We start from the raw sequence: 17,025 nt of genomic DNA on the forward strand, positions 1-17,025 counted from the left end.
ATGCAAGCTTTTGCTCTGAAAAGAACGGTGCTGTTGAGCGCCTTATTACTGGTGTTATTAGCGATGGCCTTTTTTGTCTGGTCATCGATGACCGGTAACGATCATCGCACCACCGATGCCTATGTGAATGCCGATTACACGCTGGTTGCGCCGAAAATTTCCGGCTACATCGCCAGCGTGAACGTGCAGGATAACCAGCGCGTGAAGGCCGGCGAACTGCTGGCCACGCTCGACGATCGTGATTACCACGTGGCGTTAGAAACCGCACAGGCCAATTTGCAGGTCAGCGAGGCCAAGCGTTTGAGTAGCCAGGCGCAGCTGGAACAGCAGCAATCCACTATCGACCAGGCGAAAGCCACGTTAGCGGCGAGCCAGGCTTCAGCGCAGTACGCCGGACAGAGCGCCGCACGTTACAACCAGCTGTATAAAAGTGGCACCATCGCCGCAGACGATCAGCAAAAAGCCAACTCGACGCAGCGTTCCGCCTCAGCCACCGTGCGCCAGAGCGAAGCAGCGCTGGCTTCCGCCGTCAAGCAAGTTGGCGTGCTGCAAGCCGCAGTGCGTCAGGCTGCCGCCGATGTCACCGCCGCGCAGGCCAGCGTCGATCAGGCGCAGCTTAATCTTTCCTATACGCGCATTGTGGCGCCGGTGGATGGCATGGTCGGCCAGCGTTCAGTGCGTCTCGGCGCCTACGTTAGCGCGGGCACGCGTTTGCTGGCGGTGGTGCCGCTGCAGCAAACCTATATCACCGCTAATTATCTGGAAACGCAGCTGGCGGATGTGCAGCAAGGGCAGAAAGTGAACGTGAAGGTGGATGCCTTGCCGGGCAAAGTATTTACCGGTCGCGTGGATAGTATTGCCCCGGCGACGGGCGCGACGTTTTCCGCCATTTCACCTGACAACGCCACCGGCAATTACACCAAAGTGGTGCAGCGTTTACCGGTGAAAATTGTGCTCGATGAGAACCAGCCGGATCTGGCAAAACTGCGTGTGGGAATGTCGGCGATACCGGAGATTGAGACCCGCTGAAAATGTGAGCGATATCTCAGAAGCGGCCTATTTATTTTTGGGACAAATCCGCGTAAATTAGCCCTCGATCCTGTTCCGGGCTTGCCTGGAGCGACCTGAGAAGAAAGCGTGTAGCGCTGATGAACTCCACCTTTCTCTTATTCTGTTCGGGTTACGCGGGTTTGGGATCGCCCGCCGGGTAGCCGCTCAGAGGAGTTGTTTTTGTGAGATACGCTTTGATGGGAATTTCTTTCTTCCTGTTGCTTTGGGTCGGTACCTTTGTACTGATGCTGTAGAGCCGCCAGGCGGGGCGACGCTGAGTCGCCCCACTTACTGTTTATTCCTCTTCTTCTTCCAGCGCTTTCACCGTTCCCGGCAAAATGCCATCGGCACGGAACATCGATTTAATCCCCCGCACCGCCTGACGAATACGATCGCTGTTTTCAATCAGCGCGAAACGCACATGGGTATCACCGTAATCACCAAAACCGATGCCTGGCGAGACGCACACTTTGGCTTCCTGCATCAGTAATTTGGCGAACTCCAGCGAGCCAAGATGCGCGTAGTGATCGGGGATTTTCGCCCAGACATACATCGATGCCTTTGGCAGATCGACCATCCAGCCCGCTTCATGCAGGCCTTTCACCAGCACATCACGGCGGCGTTTGTACTGCTCAGCGATATCGCGCACGCACTGTTGATCGCCTTCCAGCGCCGCAATCGCCGCCACCTGTAAAGGTGTAAAGGTGCCGTAATCGTGATAACTCTTAATACGCGCCAATGCGGAAACCAGCTCTTTGTTACCGACCATAAAGCCGATACGCCAACCGGCCATGTTGTAGCTTTTTGACAGGGTAAAGAATTCCACCGCCACATCGCGCGCGCCTGGCACCTGCATAATCGACGGCGCTTTCCAGCCATCATAAGTGATGTCGGCATAAGCGAGATCGTGGATAACCAGCACGTTGTACTGCTTCGCCAGCGCAATGACGCGTTCGAAAAAATCGAGTTCAACACATTGCGCCGTAGGATTCGACGGGAAGCCGAGAATCATCATCTTCGGTTTGGGGTAGCTTTCGCGAATCGCTCGCTCCAGCTCGTTGAAGAAATCAACGCCCGCCACCAGCGGGACAGAACGCACCTGCGCACCGGCAATCACCGCGCCGTAAATGTGAATCGGATAGCTGGGATTCGGCACCAGCACAGTGTCGCCATGATCGAGCGTGGCCAGCATTAAGTGCGCCAAACCCTCTTTGGAGCCGATGGTGACAATCGCTTCCGATTCCGGATCGATTTCCACCTGATAACGGTCTGCATACCAGCGCGAAATCGCGCGACGCAAACGGGGAATGCCTTTCGAGGTTGAATAACCGTGCGTATCTTCGCGCTGCGCTACCTGACAAAGTTTTTCAACGATGTGCGGCGGCGTAGGACCATCCGGATTGCCCATTGAGAAATCGATGATGTCTTCGCCGCGCCGACGCGCAGCCATCTTCAATTCAGCGGTGATGTTAAAAACATACGGGGGAAGGCGTTCAATACGCGAGAAACGACGGGGTGTGCTGTTATCAGCCATGATGTCCTCTGGTTTACGTAAGCGCCCGGACCGTCCGAGCGACGTGGGTCACTGTGGTGACCGCATCAAGAACATAACGCGCTGATAACAAGATTGTCGAGAGCGGAATAAAATAATTTTAATTATTTGGATTCAGGCGGCCAAACACCCAATCGCTTACCCATTGGCCGTTTAGCAGATAATTATCCCGTAATGTGCCCTCAAGAGCGAAACCATTCTTCTCCAGAATACGGCGCGACGGCCAATTCCCCTCAATCACCATCGCTTTTAACTTATGAAATTCTGCCTGCAGTAAAAATTGGCACAGCGCGTCGAGCGCTTCACTGCCATAGCCCAAGCCGGTAAACGCCGCACGCAGCATGTAACCCACTTCGGCCTGACGATACGGATGCCATTCGGCGCTACAGCCAAACAACCCAATCGACTCACCGCTTTCCCGGATGCGCGCCACCAGACACAGCATATGAAAACTGCTCGCCTGCCACGGCGCCAAACGCTCGTTAAAGCGTTGACGGATATCGTTTTCATCCGGGATTTCACTGACCCACGTCATGGTGGCGGCGTCCTGGTGTATCGCTTTGAAAATCTGCCAATCTTCTGGCTGAAGCCGGCTGAGGGATAAACGTGGAGTGAGTAATTGCATGGTTGAGCTCCCATTTTTTTATACGGCAACATAGCAAACCGGCGTATTCACAACCAGCGATCGGCGCACGCTTTCGCTAATCCTCTTTTTGTTAGTCAGGTATTCCTCTTTTCGGGAGGTCGCCATGAATGGCGACCCTGCAAAGGCGGAGTACGATTGCCATGTATGGCGACCTGGTATTTTAAAAATTGATCTCGACTACGAGAAAGGTCTGCAGATTGCCGTGGCGCTGGCGGATCGTGATCACATTTTTTATCATAGCCTCCCGTTTCTTGCCTGAGAGATGCCCTTGCCTTCCCACTTCGACATGCTGCTGGCGGTTTTTGACCGCGCGGCGCTGATGCTGATTTGCCTGTTCTTCCTCACTCGTACGCGGGTGTTTCGTCAGCTGCTGCAAAAAGATGAGCATTCGGTGCGCGAAAAAGTGGTGGTGACGGCAATATTCTCGCTGTTTGCGCTATTCAGCACCTGGTCGGGCATTAACGTCGACGGTTCGCTGCTCAATGTGCGTGTGATTGCGGTGATGTCCGGCGGCATTCTGTTTGGTCCGTGGGTGGGCATCGCCACCGGTGTGATTGCCGGTTTGCATCGCTATCTGATTGATATGGATGGCGTCACGGCGGTGCCTTGCCTGATCACCAGCATCATTGCCGGCATCGCTTCCGGCGTGATTAATCGCCGGGTGAGTAAAGAGCAGCGCTGGCGCGCCGGTATTCTCGGCGGCATGTTGTGCGAAAGCCTGACCATGCTGCTAATTGTATTGTGGGCCAAGCCTATGACGCTGGGCCTGGCGATTGTGTCCGAGATTGCGCTGCCGATGATTCTGGGCGCATCAAGCATCGGTTTAATCGTGCTGCTGGTGCAAAGCGTTGAGGGCGAGAAAGAGGCGATTGCGGCGCGTCAGGCCAAGCTGGCGCTGGAGATCGCCAACAAAACATTGCCGCTGTTTCGTCAGGTTGATAGCCAGTCACTGCATAAAGTGTGTGACATCATCCGCAGCGACATTCACGCCGATGCGGTCGCCATCACCAATAACAAACAGATCCTCGCTTACGTCGGTTACGGCGAGCAGAACTATCACAATGGCGATGATGCCATCAGCCCGACCACCGCGCAGGCGATCGCCAGCGGCAAAATCATCATCAAGAACAACGATGAGGCGCACCGCACCAAAGATATTCACTCAATGCTGGTTATTCCCCTTTGGGAAAAAGGGGAAGTGACCGGCACGCTAAAAATCTATTATCGCCGTGCGCATCGCATCACCGGTTCGCTCAAAGAGATGGCGATTGGGCTGTCGCAAATCATCTCCACCCAGCTGGAAGTGTCGCGGGCTGAGCAGTTGCGCGAGATGGCGAACAAGGCTGAATTACGCGCGCTGCAGAGCAAAATTAACCCGCATTTCCTGTTTAACGCGCTGAATGCCATCTCCTCCTCGATTCGCCTTAATCCAGATACGGCGCGCCAGTTGGTGATCAACCTGTCGCGTTATCTGCGCTACAACCTCGAACTCAACGATGACGAGCTTATCGATATCAAGAAAGAGTTGTGGCAGGTGAAGGACTACATCGCGATTGAGCAGGCGCGTTTCGGCGACAAGCTGTCGATGATTTATGACGTGGATGAAGATCTGCACTTCACGCTGCCGAGCCTGCTGATTCAACCGCTGGTGGAGAACGCCATTGTGCACGGCATTCAACCTTGTCGCGGCAAAGGCGTGGTGACGCTGAGCGTGAAGGATTTGGGCGATCGTGTGCGCGTCGCGGTGCGCGATACCGGCGACGGCATCAGCGAGGATGTGATGAGCCGCGTTGCGCGAAATGAGATGCCCGGTAACAAGATTGGTCTGCTGAATGTGCATCATCGCGTGAAATTGCTCTCCGGCCAGGGTTTGGTTATCACCCGCCATCATCCCGGCACTGAAATCGCCTTTACGCTTAGCAAGAATGGTCAGCCGCTACCTGCGCCGCTGCGCCCCACCACGGAAACCGCCACGTGAAAGCCATCATCGTTGAAGACGAGTTTCTCGCCCAGCAAGAGTTAAGCTGGATGATCCAGCAACACAGCCAAATCAGCGTTGAGGCCTGCTTTGATGATGGGCTGGAGGTGCTGAAATATCTGCAGAACCATCGGGTGGATGTGATTTTCCTCGACATCAACATTCCGTCGCTGGATGGCATGCTGCTGGCGCAAAACATCAATCAGTTTGCCCATAAGCCGTTGATTGTGTTTATTACAGCATGGAAAGAGCATGCGGTTGACGCGTTTGAACTGGACGCGTTTGACTACATTCTCAAGCCTTATCACGAGTCGCGCATCATGACGATGCTGCAAAAACTGGAAGCCAGCGCCCAGCAGCAGTCGCAACCGCAAAACGCGGCGGCCAGCTCGCCGCAAACCGTCAATCTGGTGAAAGATGAACGCATCATCGTCACCGACATCAATGAGATCTATTACGTTGAGGCGCACGAGAAGCTGACGTTTGTTTATACGCGGCGCGAAGCCTATGTGATGTCGATGGTGATCAGTGAGTTTTGCAGCCGTTTGCCGGAACAGCAGTTCTTCCGCTGCCATCGATCTTACTGCGTCAATCTGAGCAAGATTCGTGAAATCGAGCCGTGGTTTAACAATACCTATTTGGTGAAGTTGCGTGATTTGGATGCGCAGGTGCCGGTGAGTCGCAGCAAGGTGAAAGCCTTTCGGCAGTTGATGAGGTTATAAGGCGAACGGCGGATGCCGCTCGCCTGCGTGCTTACAGTTCGCGGCCCAGCACCTGACGCAGGTGCGCACCGGCGCCCAGCAAGCCCGGCTGATCGTGAGTGATCATATACACCGGAATATCGACCAGGTAATCGCGGAAGCGACCTTTATCTTCAAACGCCGCGCGGAAACCTGACGCTTTAAAGAAGTCGAGGAAGCGCGGCACGATACCGCCGGCGATATAAACGCCGCCGAAAGTGCCCAGATTCAGCGCCAGGTTGCCGCCGAAACGACCCATAATGACGCAGAACAGCGACAGTGCGCGACGGCAATCGATGCAGCTGTCTTGCAACGCGCGCTCGGTAACATCTTTTGGCTTGAGGTTTTCTGGCTCACGCTCATCAGACTTCACGATGGCGCGATAAAGATTGACCAAACCGGCACCGGACAGTACGCGTTCAGCCGAAACGTGACCAATCTCCGCGCGCAGTACTTCGAGAATTTCACCCTCTTCTTCGCTGTTCGGCGCGAAGTCAACGTGGCCGCCCTCGCCCGGCAAGCTGATCCAGCGCTTATCCACGTGCACTAAATGGCTGACGCCGAGGCCGGTGCCGGCACCGTAAATCGCGATAGGCTTGCCTTCAACGGGCGCTTTGCCGCCAAACTGAATCACTTCCTTTTCGCTCAGCATCGGAATCGCCATCGAAACGGCGGTGAAATCGTTGATGATTTCCAGGCTTTCCAGCGCCAGATGCTCTTTCATCACTTTGGTGGAGAACGCCCAATCGTGGTTGGTCATCTCTACCCAATCGCCGGTGATCGGACAGGCAATGGCGATACAAGCGTGCTTAATGTCCTGTTTTTGCTCGTCAAGATAGTGACGGATCACCGCTTCAAGATTGTCGTAGTCTGATGTTGAGAAGGTTTGGGCTTGCGAGATAGCACCGTTTTCTACCTCACACAATGCGAGACGGGCATTGGTACCGCCCACATCGCCGACCAGGGCGTATGTTGTCATTCTTCTGCTGCTCCGCTTGGGTCATAAACAATTGCAGGACACTATAAAAGCCTGCCAATAAAACAACAACGCCCACCTGCACGATGGGCGTAATCCATTTAAAGATGCTGCACAGCCTACCGATCGCCTGCCCGACTTCACAGCGGCAACTTTCCGAAATTTAGCCACTATTACGCTGATGCAGTGCGGCGGTGACCTTACGCAGCAGCGGCGGCAAGTCCTGTTTGTCCATCACCACTTCCACCAGCGACAGACGACGATTCCGCATTAATTGCGCCATCACCGCGTCCAGCTGCACCGTTTCGCTGACGCGCCAGCTCTGCGCCGCGCACTGTTGGCTCAGCGCCTGCGGCAGCGCGGTCCAGTTCCATTGCGCGATATCGTTGTAACGTTGCTCAGCACCGTGAATCGCGCGCTCAACCGTGTAGCCATCATTGTTAATCAGGAAAATGATCGGCTGCTGGCCGTCGCGTAGCATCGAACCCAACTCCTGAATCGTCAACTGCGCGGAGCCATCGCCAATGATCAGGATGACCCGGCGATCCGGTTGCGCGGTTTGCGCACCAAAGGTGGCGGGTAAAGTATAGCCAATCGATCCCCACAGCGGTTGCACCAGCAATTGTGCATCTTGCGGTAACCGCAGCGCCGCGGCGCCAAAGGCCGCAGTGCCTTGATCGGCGAGGATAATATCACCCGGCTGCAGGAAGCGCTGCATCGCCTGCCAGAATGCCTGCTGACTGATTACCGCCGCAGCAATTTGCTCACTTTCTTCGCACTCAGGCGCATCCGCCAGCCGCCAGTGCGCACAGTGACGCTGATAAATCGGCGTCAGCGCCGCCAGCGCCTGCTGCATGCTCAACGGCGCAAACACCTCGCCAGCGACTGTGGCCTGAAACGGCTGCAGATCGATCACACGTTCGGCAGGCAGATTTTGCGTGAAGCCGGCGGTTAAGGTATCGGTAAACCGCACGCCGACGCACAGCGTGACGTCGGTATCTTCGATCGCCTGGCGCACCGCATCGCTGCTGCCTTGCGCGGCGTAAGTGCCGACGTAACCTGGCTGCTGCTCGTTGAGCACGCCTTTGCCCATCAATAAGGTGGCGGCAGGAATCGCGCGCAGCTGGCGCAACGCCTCAAGCTGCGGCTGCAACTGCCAGCGCGCGGCAAGGAAATCCGCCAACAGCGCCACGTGCTGCGCCGGTGCCAGCAAGCGCTCTGCCGCATCGGCAAAGGCTGCAGCAACCTGCTGATGGTTATCTGCGGCTGTGGCTTTTTCCTCTGGCAGCGAAATCTCAGCCGCCGCCACATCCACCGCCAGCAATAAATAGCCGGGACGATGTTGCGTTAGCGCCTCGCTGATAACGCGATCGATCTCCACCACCGCGTTCTCCGCCGTCAGCACCGCAGATGCCACACTCACTTCCTGCGCCATTCGCAGGAAATGACCAAAATCGCCATCACCCAGCGAATGGTGCACGCAATCGCCCTGCTGCTGCGCCTGACTCGCGGGCGCGCCAACGATATGAATCACCGGCACATATTCGGCATAGCTGCCGGCGATGCCGTTGATAGCGCTAAGCTCGCCGACGCCAAACGTGGTCAGCAGTGCCGCCGCGCCGTTGCAGCGCCCGTATCCATCCGCCGCATAGGCCGCATTCAGTTCATTGGCGCAGCCAACCCAGGCAATTTCGGGATGCGCAATCACACTGTCGAGGAATTGCAGGTTGTAATCGCCCGGCACGCCGAACAGATGTCGGATGCCGCTTTGCTGTAATCGGTGCAGTAAATAATCGCCAACGTTGGGGGTTTTCATCGACAACTCCTTGTTAAGGGGATAATCAGGAGTATTAGCGATGTGGCTGAATTGGCGAGATATTCACCATCGTATGGTGCTAATTTGTGGCAAGCATTCGTTACGACGACAGATAATTCTGTAAGTTGCGATCTTCGGCGCGTTTCGCCTTAGTGTAAACGCATACACTGCTATGCTGATGTCACTTTCTCCCCTATTGAGACAGGAACGCTGCATGAGTGCTTTTCCCCATCCCGAACGTTATCAACAGATGCAATACCGTCGCAGTGGCCGTAGCGGCCTGAAGTTACCGGCGATTTCGCTGGGTTTGTGGCATAACTTTGGCGACAGTACCCGCGTCGATAATAGCCGTGAACTGCTGCGCCACGCCTTTGATCGCGGCATCACCCATTTCGATCTCGCCAATAATTACGGTCCGCCGCCGGGATCGGCTGAATCTAACTTTGGTCGCATTCTGCGCGAGGATTTTCAGGGACTGCGCGATGAGCTGGTGATCTCAACCAAAGCAGGTTACACCATGTGGGATGGCCCGTACGGCGATTGGGGTTCACGCAAGTATCTGATTTCCAGTCTCGATCAAAGCCTGAAGCGTATGGGACTCGAGTACGTTGATATCTTCTATCACCATCGTCCCGATCCCGAAACGCCGCTGGAAGAGACCATGCGCGCGCTGGATCAGGTGGTGCGTCAGGGCAAAGCGCTGTATGCCGCCATCTCTAACTATCCGGCAGACAAAGCCGCCGAAGCGATTGCCATTTTGCGCGACCTCGGCACGCCATGCCTAATCCACCAGCCACGTTATTCGATGTTTGAACGTACGCCAGAGCAGGGTTTGCTGGATGTGCTGTGCGACAACGGCGTTGGTTGCATTGCCTTCTCGCCGCTGGCGGGTGGCGTGTTAACCGACCGCTATTTGCAGGGCATTCCGCAAGATTCGCGCATCGCCAGCGGCAGTAAGTTCCTGAATGAAAACCAGTTGACGCAAGAGAAGATGGAAAAAGTGCGTCAGCTGCAGGCGATTGCCCAACAGCGCGGCCAGAAGCTGGCGCAGATGGCGCTGAGCTGGGTGCTGCGCGATGCGCGTGTCACCTCGGTTTTGATTGGCGCCAGCAAAACTGCGCAAATTGATGATGCGGTTGAGATGTTGAGCCAGCCGGTGCTGAGCCAGGACGAGATCGACGCCATCCACAATATCTTAGTGTAAACGTTTACCCGCCCGGCATTTGTCGGGCGTTTTCCGCAGCAGAAAATTCTCATTTCAGATTTCCCTCAGCGTTTTCAGACTGATTCTCAAGGCTTGCCTGGTCCGATGTGGCAAACTAGCGCAACGGTGGCAGTGATAAGCTACTGAAAAGGAGAAGTTATGAAACGTGCCATTTTGTTTGCCGCCTTGCTGGCAACTTTATCCCCGTTGGCTATCAGCACAGCACAAGCCGACAGCGCCACCATCAATTTGGGTCCGGGCGTTACGCTGCATCTCGGCGATCGCGATCGTCACGGTAATTACTGGGACGGCGGTCGCTGGCGTGAACCGCGCTGGTGGAACGATCGTTATCGTTACGATGACCATCGCTGGTGGCGTCATGAAGAGTGGAAACGTCATCGCGCCTATGAACGTGAGCGCGAACGTCGCTGGCATGAACGTGAACGTCGTGACCATTGGCGTCACGATCATCGCCATGATGATCGTCGTGATCACCGCGATCACCATCATCACTAAACAAAAAATCCCGCTAATGAGCGGGATTTTTCTTTTATAGGTCCGTTACCAACCGAGCGCTTCGCCGACCAGTAAGTAGAGATTGAGGGCGATAACCAGCAACACAATCAACCGACCGGCATTCTGCATCAGGCGCGAGTTCACCATCTCATCACCCATCAGTTCCCGGTTGCCGGTAAATGCCAGCAACGGAATTAGCGCCAGCGCGATACCGAAACTCAGCAGCACCTGGCTCATTACCAGAATGCGCGTGGGATCCCAGCCCGCCCAGATGACAATAAACGAGGGCAACATGGTAATAGTGCGGCGGAACCACAGCGGAATGTGGAAACGAATAAAGCCCTGCATCACCACTTGTCCCGCCAGCGTGCCGACCACGGTAGATGAGAGACCGGCAGCCACCAGACTCAAACCAAACACAATCGCCGCCGCTTCACCCAACAGCGGTTGCAGCGTTAAGTAAGCCTGATCGAGATCGACAATGCTGGAGTGACCGCTGAAGTGGAACGCTGCGGCGGCGGTTGCCATCATCGCCAGGTTCACAAAGCCAGCGATGGTCATGGCAATCGCCACATCCAGCTTGGTTGAGCTGTAGCGTTGCGCCTTGCTGCCTTTATTACCGTGCTGCGTCAGCGCCGAGTGCAGATAAATGACATGCGGCATAATGGTGGCGCCTAACACGCCAGCGGCGAGGAAGACCGCATCTGACGTCGGCAACGATGGCAGCGCCATGCCGACTACCAACTCACTGACTTTCGGTTGGGAGAAAAACAGCTCGACAATATAAGCCGCCGCTACGAACAGCAGCAGGCCGCCAATCACCAATTCCAGTGGCTTCTGCCCGCGACTTTGCAGCATCAGAATCAGGTAAGTTGCGATACCGGTTAACACCGCGCCCTGCAGCAGCGAAATGCCGAGTAACAGTTTGAAGCCGAGCGCCGCGCCGATAAATTCAGCGAGATCGGTGGCCATGGCGATGATTTCCGCCTGCACCCAATAGAACCACACCGCCGGACGCGGGAAGCGATCGCGGATGTGTTCTGCAAGATTTTTGCCGGTGGCAATGCCGAGCTTGGCGGACATCAGCTGGATCAGCATCGCCATGACATTGGCCCACACCACCACCCACAACAGCTTGTAGCCGTAGGCGGCGCCTGCCTGAATGTTGGTCGCGAAGTTACCGGGATCGATATAGCCAATCGCCGCAATAAAAGCGGGGCCCAGCAACGCGAGTTTGATCTTTCTGGCTCCGCGAGCGGCGCGCTCAGCGGTGCGGCTTTCTAGCATAGTTTTACCCTGTCTTAACGCTTGTTGACCCGACCAGATTAAGGGTCATTCAAGGCAGATGAAATTTGGTTATAGTTATTGTATTAATAGATGGTGCTATGAAGTATAGCCATTGCTATACATTGCGGTAAAGCCAGTTCTTGCCAAAAATAAGTGCAACGCAAATGACTCTACGCTTGGGTCATTTTATAGACAATGTTTTTGTGGATATTTCTTGTGATGGATTTGTAATGGGGTTGTGAGCGGTCAGACTTATCTGAGAAAAATCGCGATAGCGAATACTTATAATGTGGTTTTGATCTCGTTTTTAAGTAACGCGTTACATAGAATACGCAACAAAATACAACCCTCCTCAAATTTGGAGCCGACATGTCCCATGTTTTGCATTTTATTTTAGCACTAGTGGTGGTAGCGGTGCTGGCCTTGCTGGTCAGCAACGATCGTAAAAGCATCCGTCTTCGTTTTATCGTACAGCTTCTGGTCATCGAATTGTTGTTGGCGTGGTTCTTCCTGAACTCCTCCATCGGTCTCGGCTTCGTGCAGGGCTTCGCTGGTTTCTTTGATCATCTGCTCAAATATGCCGCCGAAGGCACCAACTTCGTGTTTGGCAATATGAGTGAAAAAGGTCTCGCCTTCTTCTTCCTCAACGTGCTTTGCCCAATCATCTTCATCTCTGCGTTGATTGGTATTTTGCAGCACTTCCGCATCTTACCTTGGGTGATTCGCGGTATTGGTACCGTACTGTCAAAAGTAAACGGTATGGGAAAACTGGAATCTTTCAACGCCGTAAGCTCTCTGATTTTGGGACAGTCAGAAAACTTTATCGCCTATAAAGATATCCTCGGCAAAATGTCACAGCGTCGCATGTACACTATGGCAGCGACCGCCATGTCGACGGTTTCCATGTCGATTGTCGGGGCCTACATGACCATGCTGCAGCCAAAATATGTGGTTGCCGCGCTGGTATTGAACATGTTCAGCACCTTTATCGTGCTGTCGCTGATTAACCCGTACCGCGTTGATAGCGAAGAAGATCTGCAATTGCAGGACCTGCACAAAGGCCAGAGCTTCTTCGAGATGCTGGGCGAATACATCCTCGCCGGTTTTAAAGTGGCAATGATTGTCGCTGCGATGCTGATTGGTTTTATTGCCTTGATTACTGGTCTGAACGCGCTGTTCGATCTGATTTTCGGCATCAGCTTCCAGGGCGTGCTGGGTTATGTGTTCTATCCATTTGCGTGGGTGATGGGCGTTCCTTCACACGAAGCGCTGCAAGTGGGCAGCATCATGGCAACCAAACTGGTTTCCAACGAGTTCGTGGCGATGATGGATCTGCAGAAAATCGCCGGTCAGCTGTCACCTCATTCGGAAGGCATTCTCTCTGTGTTCCTCGTCTCCTTTGCTAACTTCTCCTCTATCGGGATTGTGGCGGGTGCGATTAAAGGTCTGCACGAAGAGCAAGGTAACGTGGTTTCACGCTTCGGCCTGAAACTGCTGTACGGTTCAACGCTGGTGAGCGTGCTGTCAGCCGCTATCGCTGGCCTGGTGTTGGCCTTCTGATCAAAGGGGCGAGCTACGGCTCGCCCTTCTCTTCTTATTTATTTCAATCGGTTCTATCCCGCCTCGCCCCGGCGTTTCCCCCGCCATCACCCGCTTCACCGTGAAACGCAAAACCTTTGCACAATATTGAATTTCCGTTCACACCGCCTGCGCCCGTAGTTTTTCTCCATGACGTCACTTCAGGAGAACCGCATGAGCATTCAATTCCTTGGCATGATTGGCCACCGCCTCGCCTCCGAGATTATCCCGGCTAGCGGACCGCTGTTTGATAAAGAGTACATTGCGCGTTTTGCGCGTGCGCACGAAGACGCCGGTTTTGATCGCATTCTGGTGGGCTATTGGTCTGATCAGCCAGATGGCTTTCTGGTCACCGCGCACGCGGCGGCGCACACCTCAACGCTGAAATTTTTGCTGGCGCATCGCCCCGGCTTTGTATCGCCGACGTTAGCGGCGCGCAAACTGGCTTCGCTTGATCACCTCACCGACGGCCGTTTAGCGGTGCACATTATCAGCGGCGGCAGCGATGCCGAGCAACGCCGCGACGGTGACTTCCTCAACAAAGCCGAGCGCTATGCGCGCAGCGATGAGTTTCTCACGGTGTTGAAGCAGAGCCTCGAATCCGTTCAGCCGTACGATCATCAAGGTCAATTTTATCAGGTCGAGCAGGCGTTTTCGGCCATCAAACCGTTGCAGAAAAAACTGCCGGTCTATTTTGGCGGATCGTCGCAGGAAGCGATTGATGTCGCAGCACGGCATGCCGATGTGTTTGCGCTGTGGGGCGAACCGCTGAAAGGCGCGGAGGAGACGGTACGCAACGTGCGCGCTGCTGCTGCCAGACAGGGGCGCGAAATCAACTTCAACATCTCGTTCCGACCGATTCTTGGCAAAACTGAAAAAGAAGCCTGGGAACGCGCGGAACACATCCGCGCCACGGCAGAGAAACAGCTCAACGAAACTGGCTTTGCCTTTGGCAAGGCGAAACCACAAAGCGTTGGCGCACAGCGTTTACTCGCCGCCGCCAATGAAGGCGAACGTCTGGATAAAGTGCTGTGGACCGGCGTCGCAAAACTGGTTCAGGGCGGCTACAACTCCACCGCGCTGGTGGGAACGCCGGAACAAGTCTCCGATGCGCTGCTGGAATATTATCGCCTTGGTATCCATAGCGTGCTGATTCGCGGCTTCGACCCGCTTAACGATGCGGTGGAATATGGCCGTGAGCTGATCCCGCTAACGCGCGAGAAAGTCGATGCGCTCTCCGCTGCCGATAAAAGGAGCGCCTGAATTTGATGAGCCATTATCAGCACCAGCGCCTGCGCGATTTCGTCGCCAATCTGGCTAATCTGCTGGATACAAAGCCTGAGGAAGCCACGGTGTTACAACGTGGCAGCGAGTGGCTTGGCGAGCTGATTCGCCACGACGATTGGCTGGACGACGCCTTTAGCCAACCTCATCCCGAACACTATCAACAATATTTGTTGTATGCCGATGCGCAGCAGCGCTTCTCAGTGGTGAGTTTCGTCTGGGGACCGGGCCAGCAAACGCCGATTCACGACCATCGCGTATGGGGATTGATTGGCATGCTGCGCGGCGCGGAAATTTCACAATCCTGGCAGCCGGGGCCGAAAGGATTGCAGCCGGAAGGCGCGCCCGTTCGACTCGATCCAGGCAGCGTTGAAGCGATATCGCCAACGGTGGGCGATATCCATCGCGTCAGCAACGCCTATGACGACCGCGTCTCCATCAGCATTCACGTTTATGGCGCCAACATTGGCGCGGTCAAACGCGCGGTCTACCGCCAAGACGGCAGCGAAAAAACGTTTATCTCCGGTTACAGCAACCGCTACTTACCGAACATTTGGGACCTTTCACATGACTAAACCGGTTTTCCCTTTACGCCAGGCGGCGGAACTTATTGATGCGCTGCGTCAGCAGCAGGAAGTGGCGATTGTCGATGTGCGCGATGAAGCGCTGTTTGCCACCGCGCATCCGCTGTTTGCGGTGAATATTCCGCTGTCAAAGCTGGAGCTTGAGCTACTGGACCGCATTCCGCAGCGCACCACCGCCATCACGCTGTATGACGGCGGCGAAGGCCTGGCGCAAACCGCTGCCGAGCGCATTGCCGCACTGGGTTACAGCAATGTCGCGCTGCTGGCAGATGATTTGGCTGGCTGGCAAGCGGCGGGCGGCGAACTATTTATCGACGTTAATTCACCCAGCAAATCGTTTGGCGAGCTGGTTGAGCATCACAATCACACGCCCTCTTTGTCAGCGGACGAAGTGCATCAGCTGATTAACAGCGATGCTAACGTGGTGGTGCTGGATGCACGCCGTTTCGATGAATATCAAACCATGAGTATTCCAGGCGCTACCAGCGTGCCGGGCGGTGAGCTGGTGCTGCGCGTGCGTGATATCGCCCCATCGCCGGAGACCACGGTGATTGTCAACTGCGCCGGTCGCACACGCAGCATCATCGGTACGCAATCGCTGGTCAATGCCGGAATTCGCAATCCGGTGTTTGCACTACGCAATGGCACCATCGGCTGGACGTTGGCCGGACATGCGCTGGATAAAGGCCAGTCGCGCCGCTACGGCGAGGCCAGCGAAACGGCTCAGCGTCAGGCGGCGAACAATGCGCGCAGTATCGCCGATCGCGCCGGCGTGGAACGTATCCCACTCGCTACGCTCAAGCGTTGGCAGCAGGAGGCGCGCACCACTTATCTGTTTGATGTACGTGATGCCGACGAGTACGCCGCCGGGCATCTGCCGGGCAGCCGCCACGTGCCGGGGGGCCAATTAGTGCAGGAGACCGATCACTACGCCAGCGTACGTGGGGCACGTATCGTGCTGATTGATGATGATGGCGTGCGCGCCAATATGACCGCATCCTGGCTGGCACAGCTTGGCTGGCAGGTTTCAGTGCTGGAGGAGCTGCAGGCCAGTGATTTCAGTGAAAGCGGTAACTGGAAAGCGCAGGTGCCGCCCGTTGCTCAACCCGAACTCATCTCACCGCAGCAGTTAGCGGAATGGTTGCAGGAAGGGCAAACGCAGGTGCTGGATTTCACCACGCGCGCAAACCATCTTAACAGCCATATTCCGGGCGCGGCCTGGTTGCTGCGCTCTACTCTGCAACAGCAAGGCAAAGCGTTGTTGCCGGAGGCGCGTCGCTATGTATTAACCTGTGGCAGCAGCCTGCTGGCGGGTTATGCGGTGGAACAGGTGGCTGAGCTGACCGGCAAGCCGGTGTTTGTGCTGGAAGGCGGTAACGCTGCATGGCGCGGCGCGGGTTTGCCAACGGAGCAAGGAGAGCAGCAACTGCTGTCACCGGCTATCGAGCGCTATCGTCGCCCGTATGAAGGCACCGATATTGAAGCGGGCGTGATGCAGGCTTATCTGGACTGGGAATACGGTTTAGTGGCGCAGCTGGATCGCGATGGCACGCACGGTTTCCGTGTGCTGCAATTGCAGCCGCAAGCTGTTACAGCCTGACAATAATTCCGCGTTATGCAGTAATGTGGTCGCCATAAATGGCGACCCTACAAACGACAAAACCGCAATTTATTGCGTTGCGTTTAGAAGGTGATTTTTTGAATGTGTTCAGAACGAACAGAGATTTGGTGGAGATAAGCGGGATCGAACCGCTGACCTCTTGCATGCCATGCAAGCGCTCTCCCAGCTGAGCTATACCCCCACATCTGGAAAT

16 protein-coding genes and 1 tRNA gene are annotated in these 17,025 nt (G+C 55.4%); 11 read left to right on the forward strand and 6 right to left on the reverse strand.

The genetic code is table 11. The features are described from left to right. Together ACXIZX_RS13255 and ypdK are read left to right on the forward strand one after the other, a co-directional pair. Window positions 1-1,029 (forward strand): HlyD family secretion protein, encoded by a 1,029-nt coding sequence (locus ACXIZX_RS13255; RefSeq protein WP_479404343.1) that lies wholly within the window; start codon window positions 1-3, stop codon window positions 1,027-1,029. 203 nt (window positions 1,030-1,232) lie between these two features. Further along, entirely contained in the window at window positions 1,233-1,304 is a 72-nt protein-coding gene (gene ypdK / locus ACXIZX_RS13260; RefSeq protein ID WP_099686956.1) for a membrane protein YpdK, read from the forward strand. A 41-nt stretch (window positions 1,305-1,345) separates the two neighbouring features. Here the strand turns inward: ypdK and alaC are convergent, their stop codons facing one another. Further along, on the reverse strand, window positions 1,346-2,584 hold the full coding sequence (gene alaC / locus ACXIZX_RS13265; RefSeq protein ID WP_008101332.1) for an alanine transaminase: 1,239 nt from the start codon (window positions 2,582-2,584) through the stop codon (window positions 1,346-1,348). A gap of 118 nt (window positions 2,585-2,702) precedes the next feature. Further along, window positions 2,703-3,227 carry a GNAT family N-acetyltransferase gene (locus tag ACXIZX_RS13270; protein ID WP_479404344.1) on the reverse strand — a complete coding sequence of 175 codons (525 nt, stop codon included), beginning with the start codon at window positions 3,225-3,227 and terminating at the stop codon, window positions 2,703-2,705. A gap of 124 nt (window positions 3,228-3,351) precedes the next feature. On the opposite strand from ACXIZX_RS13270, the gene ACXIZX_RS13275 reads away from it, so the two are divergent. From ACXIZX_RS13275 to ACXIZX_RS13285, 3 genes are read left to right on the forward strand one after another with little or no spacing between them, the layout of a single operon-like run. Continuing rightward, window positions 3,352-3,507, forward strand: coding sequence for a hypothetical protein (locus ACXIZX_RS13275; RefSeq protein ID WP_479404345.1), 156 nt, complete (start codon window positions 3,352-3,354; stop codon window positions 3,505-3,507). 27 nt (window positions 3,508-3,534) lie between these two features. Continuing rightward, a complete protein-coding gene (locus tag ACXIZX_RS13280; protein ID WP_036647392.1) occupies window positions 3,535-5,226 on the forward strand; it encodes a sensor histidine kinase in 1,692 nt (563 codons plus the stop codon). Further along, window positions 5,223-5,948 carry a LytR/AlgR family response regulator transcription factor gene (locus ACXIZX_RS13285; protein ID WP_008101343.1) on the forward strand — a complete coding sequence of 242 codons (726 nt, stop codon included), beginning with the start codon at window positions 5,223-5,225 and terminating at the stop codon, window positions 5,946-5,948. The genes ACXIZX_RS13280 and ACXIZX_RS13285 overlap by 4 nt, the downstream gene beginning before the upstream one ends. Before the next feature lie 31 nt (window positions 5,949-5,979). On the opposite strand, the gene glk is transcribed toward ACXIZX_RS13285, so the two are convergent. Together glk and ACXIZX_RS13295 are read right to left on the reverse strand one after the other, a co-directional pair. Then, a complete protein-coding gene (glk, locus tag ACXIZX_RS13290; protein ID WP_061717891.1) occupies window positions 5,980-6,945 on the reverse strand; it encodes a glucokinase in 966 nt (321 codons plus the stop codon). A gap of 160 nt (window positions 6,946-7,105) precedes the next feature. Continuing rightward, complete coding sequence (locus ACXIZX_RS13295; protein WP_479404346.1) at window positions 7,106-8,758, reverse strand: alpha-keto acid decarboxylase family protein; 1,653 nt, start codon at window positions 8,756-8,758, stop codon at window positions 7,106-7,108. 214 nt (window positions 8,759-8,972) lie between these two features. On the opposite strand from ACXIZX_RS13295, the gene mgrA reads away from it, so the two are divergent. Together mgrA and ACXIZX_RS13305 are read left to right on the forward strand one after the other, a co-directional pair. Beyond that, on the forward strand, window positions 8,973-9,962 hold the full coding sequence (gene mgrA, locus ACXIZX_RS13300) for an L-glyceraldehyde 3-phosphate reductase (RefSeq protein WP_479404347.1): 990 nt from the start codon (window positions 8,973-8,975) through the stop codon (window positions 9,960-9,962). 159 nt (window positions 9,963-10,121) lie between these two features. Then, complete coding sequence (locus ACXIZX_RS13305; RefSeq protein ID WP_008101350.1) at window positions 10,122-10,478, forward strand: DUF2502 domain-containing protein; 357 nt, start codon at window positions 10,122-10,124, stop codon at window positions 10,476-10,478. A gap of 45 nt (window positions 10,479-10,523) precedes the next feature. On the opposite strand, the gene ACXIZX_RS13310 is transcribed toward ACXIZX_RS13305, so the two are convergent. Further along, complete coding sequence (locus ACXIZX_RS13310; protein ID WP_479404348.1) at window positions 10,524-11,765, reverse strand: Nramp family divalent metal transporter; 1,242 nt, start codon at window positions 11,763-11,765, stop codon at window positions 10,524-10,526. Window positions 11,766-12,134: 369 nt separating this feature from the next. Between ACXIZX_RS13310 and ACXIZX_RS13315 the strand changes: the two genes are divergently transcribed. The 4 genes from ACXIZX_RS13315 (at window position 12,135) to ACXIZX_RS13330 (ending at window position 16,811) form a co-directional block, all read left to right on the forward strand. Beyond that, window positions 12,135-13,325: a NupC/NupG family nucleoside CNT transporter gene (locus ACXIZX_RS13315; protein ID WP_008101354.1), complete on the forward strand. Its 1,191-nt coding sequence runs from the start codon at window positions 12,135-12,137 to the stop codon at window positions 13,323-13,325. A 192-nt stretch (window positions 13,326-13,517) separates the two neighbouring features. Continuing rightward, window positions 13,518-14,606: an LLM class flavin-dependent oxidoreductase gene (locus tag ACXIZX_RS13320; protein ID WP_479404349.1), complete on the forward strand. Its 1,089-nt coding sequence runs from the start codon at window positions 13,518-13,520 to the stop codon at window positions 14,604-14,606. 5 nt (window positions 14,607-14,611) lie between these two features. After that, window positions 14,612-15,202 carry a cysteine dioxygenase family protein gene (locus ACXIZX_RS13325; RefSeq protein ID WP_479404350.1) on the forward strand — a complete coding sequence of 197 codons (591 nt, stop codon included), beginning with the start codon at window positions 14,612-14,614 and terminating at the stop codon, window positions 15,200-15,202. Then, window positions 15,195-16,811, forward strand: coding sequence for a rhodanese homology domain-containing protein (locus ACXIZX_RS13330; RefSeq protein ID WP_479404351.1), 1,617 nt, complete (start codon window positions 15,195-15,197; stop codon window positions 16,809-16,811). The genes ACXIZX_RS13325 and ACXIZX_RS13330 overlap by 8 nt, the downstream gene beginning before the upstream one ends. Window positions 16,812-16,937: 126 nt before the next feature. On the opposite strand, the gene ACXIZX_RS13335 is transcribed toward ACXIZX_RS13330, so the two are convergent. Beyond that, window positions 16,938-17,013 (reverse strand) — tRNA-Ala (locus ACXIZX_RS13335). Window positions 17,014-17,025: the final 12 nt, after the last annotated feature.

The sequence above is a fragment of the Candidatus Pantoea symbiotica genome (assembly GCF_056491525.1).